Here is a 14,053-nt window from a genome sequence, read left to right on the forward strand (position 1 = left end):
GTGAGCGGGTTGGGTGATCAGGTGGGCTCGGCGGTTGGGAGGATGACGCGGAACAACGCGCCCTTGCCGGGCTCGCTCTCCGCCATGATGATCCCGCCGTGCGCCTCCACCAGCGTGGCCGCGATCGACAACCCCAGCCCCGAGCCGCCCACGCTCCGCGCCGGATCGGCCCGGTAGAACCGCTCGAACACGCGCTCCGCCACGTCGGCGGGAAACCCGGGCCCTTCGTCGGCCACCTCCACCACGGCCTTGTCGCCGTCCACGCCCACCCGAACCTGGAACGGCGTCCCGGGAGGAGTGTGGGTGAGGGCGTTCGTGACGAGGTTGCCGAGCACCTGACCGAGCCGCGGCTCGTCCCCGGTCACGACCACCTCGCCCTCTCCCCCGAACAGCCGCACCAGCTCGATCCGCCGGTCCGGCGCGAGCGTCTGGGCGTCGATCACCGTGGTGGCCGCCAGGCTGAGCAGGTCCACGGGCCGCAGGGCCAGCTCCCGCCGCTGGTCGAGCCGGGCCAGCAGCAGCATGTCCTCGACCAGCAGCCCCATCCGCGCCGCCTGCCCCTCGATGCGGCCCAGCAGCCGCACCGCCTCGGCAACGTCCTTCTCCTGCTCCAGCCGGTACAGCTCCGCGAACCCCCTGATCGACGTCAGCGGCGTGCGCAGCTCGTGCGAGGCGTCGGCTATGAACCGGCGCATCAGCTCCTCCGAGCGCTTGGCGGCCGTGGCGGAGCGGCGGGCGGACTCGGCCGCCGCCTCCCGTTCGTGCACGGCCGACTCGATCTGGGTGAGCATGGTGTTGAGCGCGCGGCCGAGCTTGCCGACCTCTGTGGTGGCCGCCCACTGGGGCACGCGGCGCGACAGGTCGCCGCCCGCGATGTCCTTGGCCGTACGGGCGATGTCGCCGAGCGGGCGCATGCTCCGGCGTACCAGCCAATAGCACACGAATCCGAGCACGATCAGCGTGCCGCCGCCTGCGACGGCCACGATCAGGGCGAGCTGGGAGACCGTGGCGTCCACGTCGCCCAGGCTGACGGCGATGACCCGGCTCTCGCCCGCGCGTCCGGGCGCGGCGACGACCCGCCAGCTCGGGCCGCCGACGGCGCGCGACTCGACGGTGAACGGGTGGCCTCTGAGGGCGATGACGTCGGCGCCGGTGAGCGTGGGCAGGTCGGGCGTGTGCCGGTCGGTCGACTCGCTGAGCGTCCTGATCGTGGTGCCGGACGAGTCCAGCACCACCACGTGGAACAGCCCGAAGAAGCGCTGCGGGCGGGTGATCGCCGGGCGGGGCTCGGGCGGCGGGGGCGGCATGTCACGCGGGCTGCTGGCGGCGCGCAGCTGCTGGTCGACACGCTCGACGAGGTAGCCGCGCAGCAGCCGCACGGCGAACAGGCCGGTCAGCGTGATGGCGAGGGTGACCAGCAGCAGGGTCGCGGAGACCAGCCGCAGCCACAGCGGGGTCCGCGCCAGATGCTTGCGCAGCGCAGCCCCTTTCCGCGGCGCGGCGCCTCGCCCGTCCGGCTCCTTGCGCGGCGCGGCGCCTCGCCCGTCCGGCTCCTTGCGCGGCGCGGCGCCCCGCCTGTCCGCCGCGCCCTTGTCCGGCGCGCTCATATGCGCGGCGGGCGCAGGATGTAGCCGACCCCGCGCAGCGTGTGCAGGTATTTGCGCTCGCCGGTGTCCACTTTCCGGCGCAGATAGGAGACGTACGACTCCACCAGCCCGACGTCGGTGCGCCAGTCGCCGTTCCAGACGTGGTCGAGGATCTGCGTCTTCGACAGCACCCGCCCCACGTTGAGCATGAAGTACTGCAGCAGCCTGAACTCCGTCGGCGACAGCTTCACGGGGACGCCGTCCCGCCAGACCTCGTAGGTCTCCTCGTCCAGCTCGAGGTCGGCCACTTGGAGCCGGTTCGGCGGCGGCGTGCCCCGCCTGGTCCTGCGCAGCACGGCCCGGATCCGGGCGATGACCTCTTCGAGGCTGAACGGCTTGGTCACGTAGTCCTCGCCGAGCCCGAGCCCGGCGATCCGGTCCTCGGGCGTGTCCTTGGCGGTCACGAACAGGACGGGCACCCGGCGGCCGCGAGACCGCAGCCTGCCCGCGACCGCGAGGCCGTCCAGGTCGGGCAGCATCACGTCGAGCATCACGAGGTCAGGTGAGCTCTCCTCGGCCACCCGGAGCGCTTCCATGCCATCGGCCGCCGTCAGCACCTCGAACCCGACCATGCGCAGGCTGGCCGAGAACAACTCCCTGATGTTGGGTTCGTCGTCGACCACCAGCAGCCTGGCCTCGGGCTCGGTCATCGCGGGGCTCCTCCCTGGGTGATCGACTCCGCCGTCACCGCGCCGTCGCCGCCCGGCCGGCCGCGTACCGTGATCGTGCTGCCGGTCTCCAGGTCGGACACCTTGCCGGGTTTGGCGATCTGGACCGTGGTCTGGTCGGTGGTGTTCACGGTCACCGTGGAGCCGTCCATGGTCTTGACGTAGATCTTGCCGCCCTCGACCTTCTCCACGGTACCCATCGTGCCGCCGCCGCCCATCCGCTGGCCCAAGCCGCCCTGCCGGGCGCCGTACCCGGGCGGCTGGGCGTACCCGCCTCCCAAGGGACCCTGCTGCGCCGCGGCCGCCGGCCCGTCCGCCGTGCCGAACAGCTTGCCGGCCTGGATGCCGATGAGGATCCCCGCCACCAGCACGACGCCGGCGGCCAGCGCCAGAGTCAGTTGGGACAGGCTTTTCCCCGGCTGAGCAGCGAGCTCCTCTCGCAGGTCACCGGCGAACGGCGAGGAGTCGAGCTGGGCCATGTGCGTCTCCTTACTCGTGGCGCAAGGCCTGGATCGGCCTGAGCTTGGCCGCCCTGTTGGCGGGATAACTGCCGAAGAAAAGCCCGATCCCCACCGACACGCCCAGGGCCAGCGCGACCGACGACGGCACCAGGACCGGCTCGATGCCGGCGATGGAGAACCTGGTCCCCACGAACGCCACCAGCACCCCGGACAGCCCTCCGACGAGGCTCAGCAGCGTGGCCTCCAGCAGGAACTGGCCCAGGATGGCGCTCCGGGGCGCGCCGATCGCCTTGCGGATGCCGATCTCGCGGGTGCGCTCGGTGACGGTCACCAGCATGATGTTCGTGATGCCGATGCCGCCCACCAGCAGCGAGATCGCGGCGACGGCGCCGAGCAGCACGGTGAAGGTGCCGGTCGCCTGGCTGACGGTCTCCTGCAACGTGGCCTGGTTGAGGATGCGGTAGTCGGGGTTGTTGTTCGTGATGCCGTGTCGCTGGTTGAGGATGGCCGTGACCTCGGACTGCGCCGTCGTGGTCGCCTCGGCCCCGGTGGCCTGGACGACGATCGAGCTGAGCGGCCCGAACCCGCTCAGGCTCTGCTGTACGGCGGGCAGCGGCGCGATGGCCACGTCGTCGGCGTCCTGCATGCCGCTGGACCCGGCCTCCTTCAGCACGCCGACCACGGTGAACGGCACGCCGGACACGCTGACCTGCTTGCCGATCGGGTCGACGGCGCCGAACAGCTCCTCCACGACGGTCTGGCCGAGCACCACGACCTTCCTGGCGGCCAGCACGTCGTCGTTGAAGAAGTACGTGCCCTTGGCCACCGGCTTGTTGGTCGCCTCGAAGTAGCTCGGGTACGTGCCGACGAACTGAGCGATCGCGTGGCTGGCGGCCCCGTACGCGGCCGTCGAGGAGGAGGCGTTCGCCACCGGCGAGACGGTCTTGACCGAAGGGGCCAGGGTCTTGTCGGTCAGCGCCTTGGCGTCGGCCAGGCTGAGCTCCCTGGCCTGCGTACGCGGCCCGGCGTTCGCGCCCTGCGCCCCCATGCCGCCACCGCCACCGCCACCGCCACCGCCACCGCCACCGCCGGAGAACGACGGGGAGATCGTGAGCGTGTTGGCGCCGAGGCGCTGGATGTTCTGCTGGATGCTGCGTGAGGAGCCCTCGCCGACGGCGACCAGCAGGATGACCGCGGCCACGCCGATGAGGATGCCGAGTGTGGTCAGCGAGCTGCGCATCTTGTTGGCCAGCAGGCCGCGCAGCGCGAAGCGGAGGATTTCGAGCTGGTTCACCTGGCCGCCTCCATCGACCGCGGCGGCGGCCCGTCCACCGGCGCCTGCCGCCGGTCCTCCACGATCTCGCCGTCCACCAGCCTGATCACCCGTTTGGCGTGCGCGGCCACGTCGTCCTCATGCGTGATGAGCACGATCGTGCGGCCGGACGCGCTGAGCCGGTCCATGATCTGCAGCACGTCGTGGGTGGAGGCGGTGTCGAGGTTGCCGGTCGGTTCGTCGGCCAGCAGCAGCGCGGGCGCGGTGACCAGCGCCCTGGCGACCGCCACGCGCTGCTGCTGGCCGCCGGAGAGCTGGTTCGGCTCGTGGTGCACGCGGTCGGCCAGCCCGACCTGCTCCAGCGCGGCCAGCGCCCGCGCGCGCCGCTCGGCCTGGCCGAGGCCGCCGTACACGAGCGGCAGCTCGACGTTGGCCAGCGCGCTCATGCGCGGGATCAGGTTGAACGACTGGAAGACGAACCCGACCCTGCGGTTGCGCAGGATGGCGAGCTGGTGCTCGTCCAGCCGGCCGACGTCGGCGCCGTCGATCAGGTACGTCCCGGAGGTGGGGATGTCGAGGCAGCCGAGGATGTTCATGAGCGTGGACTTGCCGGAGCCGGAGGCGCCCATGATGGCGACGTAGTCTCCGTGCTCGACGTCCATGCTGATGCCGCGCAGGGCGCGTACCTTGGCCTCGCCGTCGCCGTACTCCTTGACGAGGTCCTTGACCCGCAGGACGGGCACGGGCGCGGTCATCGTCCGCCTCCCGGCATGCCGCCACCGCCGGGGAACCCGCCGCCGCCGAACTGCCGCTGGTTGCCGCCGGGGGTGCCGGCCGTCGTGGTCGCCGGGGGCACGATCTGGTCGCCCTCGGCCACGCCGGACTTGATCTCCGTCAGGGCGGTGCCCTGCAGGCCCACCTCGACCGGGGTCCTGGTCGGCGTGCCGTTCTCGAGCAGGGTGACCGTGGTCTGGCCGCCGCTGGTGGAGACCGCCGTGGAGGGTACGGTGACGACGTCGTCCGCCCTGCCCACCACGACCTCGACCGTGGCCGTCTGGCCCAGCCGCACCTGGTCCGGCACCTCGGTGAAGGTGACCGTGACCGGGTACTGCACGACGTTGTCGCTGGTGGAGGCGACCGGCTCGATCTGGGTGACCTTGCCGGCGGCGCTCACCCCGGGCAGGGCGTCGAACGTGACGGTGGCCGCCTGGCCGCGCTTGAGCTTGCCTGCGTCCGCCTCGGTGAAGGCGCCGACGAGCTGCAGCTTCCCGGTGTCGGCGATCTCGATGAACCCGCTGGAAGCCGCGCTCGCGCTCGTGCCCGTGGTCGCCTGCCCCTGGCCGGTGCTCTGGCCGGAGGCGCCGCTGCTGCCGCCCGCCGAGCCGTTCACCGCCGTGATCGTGCCGCCGAACGGGGCCTTCAGTACGGTGGCCGCCACCGTGCGCTGGGCCTCCCGGTAGGCGTTGCGCGCCTTGACGTAGGCGGCGTAGAGCTGGGCGGTGCCGGTCCCGTCCGCGACGGCGCTCTCGTACGTGGCCTTGGCCGCCGACAGGCTCTCCTGGGCGGCGTCGTCGTCGAGCCTGGCCAGGATGTCGCCCTTGCCGACCTTGTCGCCGGCCTTGACGTAGATCTTCTCGACGGTCCCGTTCGTACCGAACGAGAGCGATCTGGACTTGGCGCTCTCGACCGCGCCCGAGGCCGACACCGCGGCCACCACGGAGCCGCGGCTCGCGGTCACCGTGCGCACGGTCGTCTCGCCCGCCGCCTGTCCCGTGCCGAGCTGGGCGTAGGCGAACACGGCGCCGCCCAGCAGGAGCACCGCCAACGCCCCGTTAGTGATCAGCGCCCTGCTGCTGATGCGCGCTCTCCTGGTGGTCAGCGCTGTGCGCCTGTTCGACACCTTCACACTGCGTGACCCTTGCACATCACCCTGCGGCGGAGCCGCGAGCAAGCTGAACGTTCGCTGACAACGCGCGGTTCCGCGCGGGCACTCAGGCAACTCTGAGGCTGCTCGCAGCGGGGTGCCAACCTGCTTCGCCAGGATGGGCCGCCATGAGACGGACTTTCGCGCTGGGCGGGCTCGCCCTCGCCGTGCTCGCCGGCGGCTCTGGGCTGGCGCTCGCGCTGCGCGACGACGCCCCGCCCGCCGTCCAGGTACGGCTCGCCGCCGCCCAGCGCGGGCCGGTCGCGGCCGTGGTGAGCGCCGCGGGCAGCACCGTGGACGGCTCGCGCAGGGATCTGGCCTTCGGCTCCTCGGGGACGCTGACCAAGCTGTACGTCAAGGTGGGGGCCAAGGTGCGGAAAGGCCAGGTGCTGGCCAGGATCGACGGGCGGGCGACGCGGGAGGCGTACGAGGCGGCCAAGGCCGACCTGGTGGCGGCCGAGGAGGCGCTGGAGGATGCGTCGTCCTCGACCGGAACGGGTGGCGGCACCAGCGCGGCCTGCACTCCCAGCAGCGCGGCGGGCGGCGCTTTCGGGCCGTCAGCTCGCGCGAGCGGGCGCACGACCCCGACGCCGGTCTTGGTCCAGCACCCGACGACCACCCCGACGGGCGAGCCCACGGATCCCGGGCCCCAGCCCACGCACCCGGAACCCCAGCCCACGGTGACGGTCACCGTGACCGCCACGGTCACCGCGACCGTCACCGCAACCCCGACCGGCGGCACACCGGAGGGCGGAGTCGGGCAGCCCGCGGACCGGCCGTCCCCGACCGGCAGCCCTTCCGCCACCGGCTCCCCCACCGGCAAGCCGTCCACCAGCGCGAAACCCTCGGCGAGCGGCAAGCCGACCGCCGGCGGCAAGCCTTCGGCCAGGCCCAGCACCGGCACGACCGGCGCCGGCCGCCCGTCCCCGAGCACGGGGTCGTGCGATCCCGGCACGGGCTCCACGGCCAAGGGCGGGAACAGCGAAGACCAGGCCGCCGCCAACGTGGACCGGGCGGAAGCCGCGCTCGAACAGGCGGCCGACGCCGTACGCGCCACCCGCATCGTGGCCCCTGCGGCCGGAACGGTGCTGTCGGTGGCCGGAGCCGTCGGCGACACCGCCGGCACGGGCACCTTCATCAGCCTCGGCGACCTGAATGAGCTGCAGGTCCAGGCCATGGTCACCGAGTCCGACGTGAACCGGCTCAAGGTCGGCCAGAAAGCCCGGATCACCCTCGCCACGCGCAGCGGCGAACGCCACGCGGGCACGGTGACGGCGATCGCGCCGACCGCGACGGTGGACGACCGGCTCGTCCGCTACTCGGTCACCCTCGCCTTCGACGAGCCGCCGGCCGGGCTCATGCTCGGGCAGACGGCCTCCGTGACGGTCACCACCGACCAGGCCGAGGATGCGATCTACGTGCCCGCCGCGGCGGTACGCAGCCGGTCGGACGGCGCCCAGGTGGTGACCGTGCGCTCCGGGGGGCGCGACCTCGCGAAGGTGGTGCAGACCGGGATCCGCGGTGACCAGTACATCGAGATCACCTCCGGTCTGGACGCGAGCGACCAAGTGGTCATGTCGGGCAGCACGTCGAGCGAGTTCCCGGACGGCACTTGGCCGGGCGCGTGAACGGCACGTGGCCGGGGGCGGTGAACGGCCGCCCGCCCGCCGCCGGCGAAACGCCCAGGCCACGAGCCCACGGCCGGCGCGACGCGACCACACCGCGGCACAACGGCCGCGCACACTGCTGCGAGGACCGTTGGCGTGCTCGCTGTGCCGGGACGCCGGCGCCGGGTTGAGGGGATCTTCAGCGGGCTCCCAGCAAGCGTTCAGCCGACGCGGGGGGCTCCCGCCTGGGCGGCGGCCGCTGCTCCGGTGATGGCGGGGATGGAGAGGCGGTGGGCGGTCTTGGCTTTGGCGCCCCGGCGGGAAATATAGTCCAAGGTCCGGAAATCGACGGAGAGCTCGTCGCGGGTCAGCCGCGCCATCAGGTATCCGCGTCGCTGGTCGATGTAGGAAATATGGGGATTCTCTTGGAGGGCCTCAGCGATCCACGTACGGTCTCGATAGCCGTCGCCGTCGCTCGCGATCGACGAGGCCACCAGTTCCCTGGCCACCACCGGCGAGTCCGGGTCGTCGAAGTCGGTCTTGAGCTCGGCCAGGTGGTGCATGTGCGCGTCGCCCGTCAGCACCACCGGGTTGGACGTGCGGGCGAGCGAGCCCAGCAGCCGGGTCCGCTCGGCCGCGTACCCGTCCCAGGAGTCCAGGTTCACCTCGCGCCCGGGACCGACCTTGTAGTCGCGGTGCGCCATCATGATCTGCTGCCCGAGCAGGTTCCAGCGGGTGCCGGAGCCGAGCAGCCCGTTCTCGAGCCAGCGCCACTGGCCGTTTCCCAGGAGCGTGCGCCGGTCCGCCAGCCGGTCGTCGCACCCGGCCCGCACGCCGTCCAGGCACGCCTGGTCGTCGCGGAACTGCCTGGTGTCGAGCAGGTGGAAGCGGGCCAGCGTGCCCCAGGAGATGCGCCGGTTCACCTTGAGCACCGCGCCCTGGAGACTGGCCCGGCGCAGCGGCATGTTCTCGTAGTACGCGCGGAAGGCCTCCGCCCTGCGCCGGGCGAACCCCGGCGCCCCCGTGCTGGAGACGGGACCGGCCCAGTTGTTCTCCACCTCGTGGTCGTCGAACGCCACCAGCCACGGCGCCGCCGCGTGCGCGGCCTGCAGGTCGTGGTCGCTCTTGTACTGGGCGTGCCGCAGCCGGTAGTCGGCGAGCGTCTGGCACTTGCCGGGCGTGTGGGTGCGTACGCGGCCGGCCAGGGAGGTGTAGCCGCTGGGGCCGTACTCGTACATGTAGTCGCCGAGGAAGACCACCAGGTCGGGCTCCTGCTCGGCGAGGCGGCGATAGGCGGTGTAGTAGCCGTGCTCGAAGTGCGCGCACGCGGCCACCGCGAACGTGAGCGGCGTCGTCTCGCCGGTGGGCGTGGTCCTGGTGCGGCCGGCGGGCGAGAGCCTGCCCTCGCTCCGGAACCGGTAGAAGTAGTCGCGCCCCGGCTCCAGCCCCGTCAACTCGACATGGACGCTGTGGGCGTCGCGTGCCCTGGCGGTGGCCGTACCGGAGCGGACGATCGCGGAGAAGCGCTCGTCGGCCGAGACCTGCCAGTCCACGTCGATGTCGCGCCCTGGCATGCCACCGCGGCCGTCGCCGCTCAGCGGGTTGACGGCCAGCCTCGTCCACAGCACGAAGCCGTCGGACGAGGGGTCGCCGGAAGCCACGCCCAGCGTGAACGGGTCCGATGCGAGAGTTCTGGCCGAGGCCGGGGAGGTGAGGGTCTGGGAGGAGAGGAGGCCGGCTGTCGCCGCTGTCAGGAAGGCTCTGCGATCCACGTCCTAGGTATGTCCGCCTGCGCTGACCCCGTCGTGACAGCGGAGTCAAGCGCGGGTGAACAGCATCGGTCGTCCTGTTCGCGAAGTTCCTCCGATCACCTAACCGGCAGAGCGGCCGGCCTCCCGTATGTCGAGCAGGGTTTCGCGGAGGGCGGCGGCATCGGTGAAGTGCACGCCGGTCATGCCCGCGCGTTCGGCGCCCTCGACGTTGTCCTGCCGGTCGTCGATGAAGACGATCTCGGAGGGGACGGCGTCGAGCGCGCGGGCCATCTCGTCGTAGATCTCCCTGTCCGGCTTGACCAGGCCCATCCTGCCGCTGTAGAAGCGGCGGCCGATGGCCGCGACCCAGGGCAGCTCGTCCAGGCCGTCGCCGACGCAGACGGGCGCGTTGGACAGCAGCGCCACATCGCGGCCCATCTCGATGAGGTGGCCGAGCAGGGCGACCGTGCCCTCGTTGGGGTGGGCCCAGCTCGCGATGTCCATGGCGACCAGGCGGGCGACCTCGGAATGGGTGACGCTCCTGCCCAGCACGGCCGACCAGTAGGCGTGCGGGGACAGGCTCCCCCGGTCGAACTCCAGGCGGTGCTCCCAGTAGCCGCGCTTGAACGCCTCCGATTCGGCGCTCAACGCGCGGGCCATCTCCTCGGCGTCGGACTCGGGCTGGGGCAGCGACAGGACGCCGCCGTAGTCAAAGACAATCCACGTCATGCCACGAATGGTCGCAGATGCGGGTCGAGCGCCGGGCACCCTAGATACTTCTCGGCGGTGTGGAAGTCGATCCAATCGAGGTTGACCAGCTCCTCGACGTCCACGCCGGTGAAGCAGCCGCGCAGGTCAGGCGGGATGGCGGCGATGTCGTCCTTGTCGGCGATGTTCACCCAGCGCCGGACGCCGCTCGGGCGCTCGCCGCGCCCGTTGATGGGGGCGGGCAGGAGGTGCTCGAAGATCACGTTGCGCATGCCGAGCGGGCTGCCGAGCGTGATCAGCAGGTCGATGCGCAGGTCGGGGTTGGCCCAGAGGGCTTCGTACGTGACCACGCTGCCCAGTGAGTGGGCGATCACCACCTTGGGCCGGTTCCGCCGGATGGTGTCGGCGACGGTCCGGCGGCATCTGTCGCGCTTGCCGTGGTCGGTGAGGTACGCCGCCACCTCCGGCGCGAACAACCCGGCGAACGCCGCGGACCTGCTGTCCAGCTTGGTGAGCAGCCAGCCGGTGAACGACTTGAGCGCGCCCGTCAGGTGCTCGCCCACGCCCAGGTTTTCCGCCCAGTTCAGGAGCACCTGCTGGGCGGGAGCCTCCATGGCGGCCAGGGACCGCGGGGCGCCGGCGTCGCCGCCTTTGCCGTCGTGCAGGTGGTGGGAGAAGTAGGCGACCTCGCTGAAGTACGCCCTGGTCTCTCCCCCGAGCGCGGAGTGCAGGTAGCGGTCCCACTTGAGCCGCATGGCCTCCGCCGCCCCGGCCGCCGACCGACCGGCCTCCAGGTAGTAGTTGTATTTGCCGATCCCGTGCACGCCGACGATGACCGTCACTTCGCCTCCTCACCCGTGATCCCCGCGGGAATATTGGCATACGCCGCTTGCAGCCGGCCGTCAATTGCGGCGAAATGCCGTTGCGCCCGGCATATGGCGTCCAGATACGGTGACACTCACCAACTGAAGGCGCTTTTCCCGAACAGGAGCCCCACGCATGCCCGGCCCGCTGATCGTCAACGACTCGGTCGTCATTCCCGACACCGAGCTCGTCTGGCGCTTTTCGCGCTCGTCAGGACCGGGCGGCCAGGGTGTCAACACCACCGACAGCCGCGTGGAGCTGACCTTCGACCTCGCCGCGAGCACCGCGCTGCCACCCGCGCTGAAGGCGCGGGCGCTCGACCGGCTGGGCGCCGGCACGATCACGGTCGCCGCGTCCGAATACCGCTCGCAGCTCAGGAACCGGGAGGCCGCGGAGCACCGCCTGGCGCAGCGGCTGCGCGAGGCCATCGCCCCGCCGCCGAAGCGCCGCCGCCCGACCAAGCCGAGCAGGGGCGCCGTCGAGCGCCGCATCGCCACCAAGAAACACCGTTCCGACCTCAAGCGCCTGCGCCGCGACCCCTGAGCCTCCGGGCGGCTCAGAGGGAGAGTGCGGGCTCCAGCACCTCGGCCGGGCACAGCTGGCCGATCACGGCGCGGACCTGGCGGCGCAGGTCGGGTGCGGCGAGGAGGCCGTCCTCGTCGAAGTGCGGGCAGGCGGGCGAGATCACCAGCTCGGCGCCCATGACGACGGCTCCGGCGGCCTGGAGCTGCTTGTACAGCTCCGCCTGAGCCCACATCGCCCCGCAGGCGCGGGCGCTCGCGCTCATCACCGCGACGTGCTTGCCCGCCAGCGCGCCCCGCGCCGACATCCAGTCCAGGGCGTGCGCCAGCTCGACCGGCAGCAGGCTGTGCTCGGGAGCGGTGATGAGCACCCCGTCGGACTCGTCGACCAGCACGAACAGCTCACGCACGGGCGCCGGGACCGGCCCCGGCTCGTACGGCGGCATCTCGCCCAGCCCTTGCCACACCTCGAAGCCGATGCCCACGGGCAGTTCGCCGCCCGCCGCGTCCAGCAATCTGTTGACGAAAGACCCCACGTGGAGGCTGGCGGCGATCCCGATGATTTTCACCCTCTGCTCCCCAGGGGTTCCGGTGTTACCGGGAAACCTGCCCGATGCCGGGGATGTCCAAGACCAGCTGCGGGTCAAGAGTGGTTGGTGTGGAAGGCCGCCCTGCCGGGACGGATGACGGCCATCAGGCCCGCCGTGGCGCCGAGGACCGTGAGCAGCGCCTCAGCCGGTCGATGACTGACGCCGGCACCGGCTGCGACAGCCCGAACGCGACCAGCGCCGCCACGAACGTGCGCGACCTGCCGAACCTGAGGCCCAGCAGCCGCTGCGCCGCCGTGGCCGGCGCGATGATGGTCAGCAGCGTGAACAACCAGAGTGAACGGGAAGATCCACGGGGAAGACTCATCGCACGATGGCGGCGTCCTCCCCGAGCCCAGGTCACTTCGCGGCGGCGGCGCGCGCTCGGCGCTCCTCGCGGCGCTCGACGAACCTGGCGGCCGTCGCCTCGGTCTTGGCCAGGAACGCGGCCAGCTCCTCGCGGGCCCGCTCCCCCTCGGCGTCCAGGCCGGTCTTGTCGAACACCGACCACTGCCGCAGCACCGGCATGAGCACGTCGTCGAGGTGCAGCCGCAGGTCGTAGATGCCCTCGTTGGCGATGATCAGGGCCTTGCGGGTGAAGCCCTCCATGCCCTGGCCGGGCATCTGGAAGGTGGTGACGACGTCGGTCACGGCGCGCATGGTCTGGTTGGGGTCGAGCTCGAAGGCCGCCTTGAGGAGGTTGCGGTAGAAGAGCATGTGCAGGTTCTCGTCGGCGGCGATCCTGGCCAGCAGCCGCTCACAGCCCTCGTCGCCGGAGGCCATGCCGGTGTTGCGGTGCGAGATGCGGGTGGCCAGCTCCTGGAAGGAGACGTACGCGAGCTGCTGCAGCATGGTGCCGTATGCGGTGACGAAGCCGCTCTCCATGTGGCGCATGCGGGCCCGCTCCAGCGCGACGGGGTCGACGGCGCGGGTGACCGTCAGGTAGTCGCGGAGGGCGGTGCCGTGCCGGTCCTCTTCGGCCGTCCACCGGTGCACCCACGTGCCCCACGCGCCGTCGCGGCCGAAGGTGGTGGCGATCTCGTGGTGGTAGCTGGGGAGGTTGTCCTCGGTCAGGAGGTTCACGATGAGCGACACGCGGGCCGCTTCAGGGATCTTCGAGTCGCTTTCCTGCCACGCCGCTCCCCCGTAGATGCCGTCGAAGTCGCGGCCTTCGCTCCACGGGATGTACTCGTGCGGGAACCACTCCTTGGCCATCTTCTCGTGGCGGTCGAGCTCCACGGACACGACAGGCTCAAGCTCGTGCAGCAGCTCCGTTTGAGTCATCGCCATAAAAGATCTTCTCCTTCAGGTTACGGTACCGTAGGTTAGGCTACCCGAAGGACATACTGGCCAAATAGGGTGCCCCTATGCGACCTAGTGTCCGTGGTGTCCTGCTCGACCACGACGAGCGGCTGGTGCTCTTCAGACGTACGGTGCCAGGACGCGACGTCTACTGGACCGTGCCGGGCGGTCATGTGGAGCCGGGTGACGGCTCACTCGAGCGCACCCTGCACCGCGAGTTGTTCGAGGAGCTGGGTGCGACCGTCTTCGCGGTGACACCGCTGACGACCGTGTCGTACGAGTGGCGGGGCGATATCAAGACGCAGCACGTCTACGGGTGCCGGTTGCTGTCCATGGATCTCGCACTGCGGAACGGGCCGGAGTTCGAGGATCCTTCACGCGGGGTGTACGAGGTGGAGCGGGTGCGGCTGGACCGGTCAGAGATCATCTCTCGGCACCTGGTCCCCGAGGCGGTGGCGGCGTACCTGTCGGCCAACATCACCGCACTCCCCCGGCTCATTGATCCCGGTGCGGTAACCGACCCCTCTTGATGCCGAGGTCGAGCAATACGGTGATCTCCTGCTGGAGCTTCACATCCAGAATCTCCGCCTGTACGTCCACACACGCCTGCCTTTTCACCGACCGTGACGGCCGCACGGCCCCTATTTACCGAAGCCCGGACCGCTTCCGTCATCATCTGACAGTCAGTGAGCGATCGTATCGGCTGATCGGTGATGACGGGGTGTGGGTTGTTCAAAGTTG

Annotated in this window: 15 protein-coding genes; 3 read left to right on the top strand and 12 right to left on the bottom strand. The window is 71.1% G+C overall.

Going from position 1 to position 14,053, the window contains the following annotated elements; translation table 11 throughout:
- Positions 1–17 precede the first annotated feature (17 nt).
- The 6 genes from ACTMTI_RS17620 to ACTMTI_RS17645 are packed head-to-tail and all read right to left on the bottom strand — an operon-like array spanning position 18 to position 5,954.
- Positions 18–1,607 (bottom strand): ATP-binding protein, encoded by a 1,590-nt coding sequence (locus ACTMTI_RS17620; protein ID WP_441121443.1) that lies wholly within the window; start codon positions 1,605–1,607, stop codon positions 18–20.
- Complete coding sequence (locus ACTMTI_RS17625; protein ID WP_441121444.1) at positions 1,604–2,296, bottom strand: response regulator transcription factor; 693 nt, start codon at positions 2,294–2,296, stop codon at positions 1,604–1,606. Before ACTMTI_RS17625 ends, ACTMTI_RS17620 begins: the two co-directional genes overlap by 4 nt.
- Complete coding sequence (locus ACTMTI_RS17630) at positions 2,293–2,793, bottom strand: hypothetical protein (protein WP_441121445.1); 501 nt, start codon at positions 2,791–2,793, stop codon at positions 2,293–2,295. Before ACTMTI_RS17630 ends, ACTMTI_RS17625 begins: the two co-directional genes overlap by 4 nt.
- A 10-nt stretch (positions 2,794–2,803) precedes the next feature.
- Positions 2,804–4,069, bottom strand: coding sequence for an ABC transporter permease (locus tag ACTMTI_RS17635; RefSeq protein WP_441121446.1), 1,266 nt, complete (start codon positions 4,067–4,069; stop codon positions 2,804–2,806).
- Positions 4,066–4,803: an ABC transporter ATP-binding protein gene (locus ACTMTI_RS17640; protein ID WP_441121447.1), complete on the bottom strand. Its 738-nt coding sequence runs from the start codon at positions 4,801–4,803 to the stop codon at positions 4,066–4,068. Before ACTMTI_RS17640 ends, ACTMTI_RS17635 begins: the two co-directional genes overlap by 4 nt.
- Positions 4,800–5,954, bottom strand: coding sequence for an efflux RND transporter periplasmic adaptor subunit (locus tag ACTMTI_RS17645; RefSeq protein WP_441121448.1), 1,155 nt, complete (start codon positions 5,952–5,954; stop codon positions 4,800–4,802). The genes ACTMTI_RS17640 and ACTMTI_RS17645 overlap by 4 nt, the downstream gene beginning before the upstream one ends.
- A 146-nt stretch (positions 5,955–6,100) precedes the next feature.
- On the opposite strand from ACTMTI_RS17645, the gene ACTMTI_RS17650 reads away from it, so the two are divergent.
- Positions 6,101–7,600, top strand: a complete 1,500-nt coding sequence (locus ACTMTI_RS17650) for an efflux RND transporter periplasmic adaptor subunit (protein WP_441121449.1) — start codon at positions 6,101–6,103, stop codon at positions 7,598–7,600.
- 200 nt (positions 7,601–7,800) lie between these two features.
- Here ACTMTI_RS17650 and ACTMTI_RS17655 read toward each other — a convergent pair whose 3' ends face one another.
- From ACTMTI_RS17655 to ACTMTI_RS17665, 3 genes are all read right to left on the bottom strand, one after another.
- The gene (locus ACTMTI_RS17655; protein WP_441121450.1) at positions 7,801–9,351 is read right to left on the bottom strand and encodes an alkaline phosphatase D family protein; all 1,551 of its coding nucleotides are present in this window, start codon (positions 9,349–9,351) and stop codon (positions 7,801–7,803) included.
- Positions 9,352–9,450: 99 nt separating this feature from the next.
- On the bottom strand, positions 9,451–10,059 hold the full coding sequence (locus ACTMTI_RS17660; protein WP_441121451.1) for an HAD family hydrolase: 609 nt from the start codon (positions 10,057–10,059) through the stop codon (positions 9,451–9,453).
- Positions 10,056–10,880, bottom strand: coding sequence for a hypothetical protein (locus ACTMTI_RS17665; RefSeq protein ID WP_441121452.1), 825 nt, complete (start codon positions 10,878–10,880; stop codon positions 10,056–10,058). The genes ACTMTI_RS17660 and ACTMTI_RS17665 overlap by 4 nt, the downstream gene beginning before the upstream one ends.
- A gap of 157 nt (positions 10,881–11,037) precedes the next feature.
- On the opposite strand from ACTMTI_RS17665, the gene arfB reads away from it, so the two are divergent.
- Positions 11,038–11,445, top strand: a complete 408-nt coding sequence (gene arfB / locus ACTMTI_RS17670; RefSeq protein WP_441121453.1) for an alternative ribosome rescue aminoacyl-tRNA hydrolase ArfB — start codon at positions 11,038–11,040, stop codon at positions 11,443–11,445.
- Between the two features lie 13 nt (positions 11,446–11,458).
- On the opposite strand, the gene ACTMTI_RS17675 is transcribed toward arfB, so the two are convergent.
- From ACTMTI_RS17675 to ACTMTI_RS17685, 3 genes are all read right to left on the bottom strand, one after another.
- On the bottom strand, positions 11,459–11,992 hold the full coding sequence (locus ACTMTI_RS17675) for an NADPH-dependent FMN reductase (protein ID WP_441121454.1): 534 nt from the start codon (positions 11,990–11,992) through the stop codon (positions 11,459–11,461).
- A 124-nt stretch (positions 11,993–12,116) separates the two neighbouring features.
- Positions 12,117–12,338: a hypothetical protein gene (locus tag ACTMTI_RS17680; RefSeq protein ID WP_441121455.1), complete on the bottom strand. Its 222-nt coding sequence runs from the start codon at positions 12,336–12,338 to the stop codon at positions 12,117–12,119.
- Positions 12,339–12,370: 32 nt separating this feature from the next.
- On the bottom strand, positions 12,371–13,300 hold the full coding sequence (locus tag ACTMTI_RS17685; RefSeq protein WP_441121457.1) for an acyl-ACP desaturase: 930 nt from the start codon (positions 13,298–13,300) through the stop codon (positions 12,371–12,373).
- A gap of 77 nt (positions 13,301–13,377) precedes the next feature.
- On the opposite strand from ACTMTI_RS17685, the gene ACTMTI_RS17690 reads away from it, so the two are divergent.
- Positions 13,378–13,842 carry an NUDIX domain-containing protein gene (locus ACTMTI_RS17690; protein ID WP_441121458.1) on the top strand — a complete coding sequence of 155 codons (465 nt, stop codon included), beginning with the start codon at positions 13,378–13,380 and terminating at the stop codon, positions 13,840–13,842.
- Positions 13,843–14,053 lie beyond the last annotated feature (211 nt).

The organism is Nonomuraea sp. H19 (assembly GCF_052068215.1).
Lineage (GTDB): Bacteria > Actinomycetota > Actinomycetes > Streptosporangiales > Streptosporangiaceae > Nonomuraea.

What these genes read in the sequence shown, in the direction of transcription:
- ACTMTI_RS17620 (WP_441121443.1), bottom strand. Translation starts at nt 1,607, where the DNA reads ATGAGCGCGCCGGACAAGGGCGCGGCGGACAGGCGGGGCGCCGCGCCG.
- ACTMTI_RS17625 (WP_441121444.1), bottom strand. Translation starts at nt 2,296, where the DNA reads ATGACCGAGCCCGAGGCCAGGCTGCTGGTGGTCGACGACGAACCCAAC.
- ACTMTI_RS17630 (WP_441121445.1), bottom strand. Translation starts at nt 2,793, where the DNA reads ATGGCCCAGCTCGACTCCTCGCCGTTCGCCGGTGACCTGCGAGAGGAG.
- ACTMTI_RS17640 (WP_441121447.1), bottom strand. Translation starts at nt 4,803, where the DNA reads ATGACCGCGCCCGTGCCCGTCCTGCGGGTCAAGGACCTCGTCAAGGAG.
- ACTMTI_RS17650 (WP_441121449.1), top strand. Translation starts at nt 6,101, where the DNA reads ATGAGACGGACTTTCGCGCTGGGCGGGCTCGCCCTCGCCGTGCTCGCC.
- ACTMTI_RS17660 (WP_441121451.1), bottom strand. Translation starts at nt 10,059, where the DNA reads ATGACGTGGATTGTCTTTGACTACGGCGGCGTCCTGTCGCTGCCCCAG.
- arfB (WP_441121453.1), top strand. Translation starts at nt 11,038, where the DNA reads ATGCCCGGCCCGCTGATCGTCAACGACTCGGTCGTCATTCCCGACACC.
- ACTMTI_RS17680 (WP_441121455.1), bottom strand. Translation starts at nt 12,338, where the DNA reads ATGAGTCTTCCCCGTGGATCTTCCCGTTCACTCTGGTTGTTCACGCTG.
- ACTMTI_RS17685 (WP_441121457.1), bottom strand. Translation starts at nt 13,300, where the DNA reads ATGGCGATGACTCAAACGGAGCTGCTGCACGAGCTTGAGCCTGTCGTG.
- ACTMTI_RS17690 (WP_441121458.1), top strand. Translation starts at nt 13,378, where the DNA reads ATGCGACCTAGTGTCCGTGGTGTCCTGCTCGACCACGACGAGCGGCTG.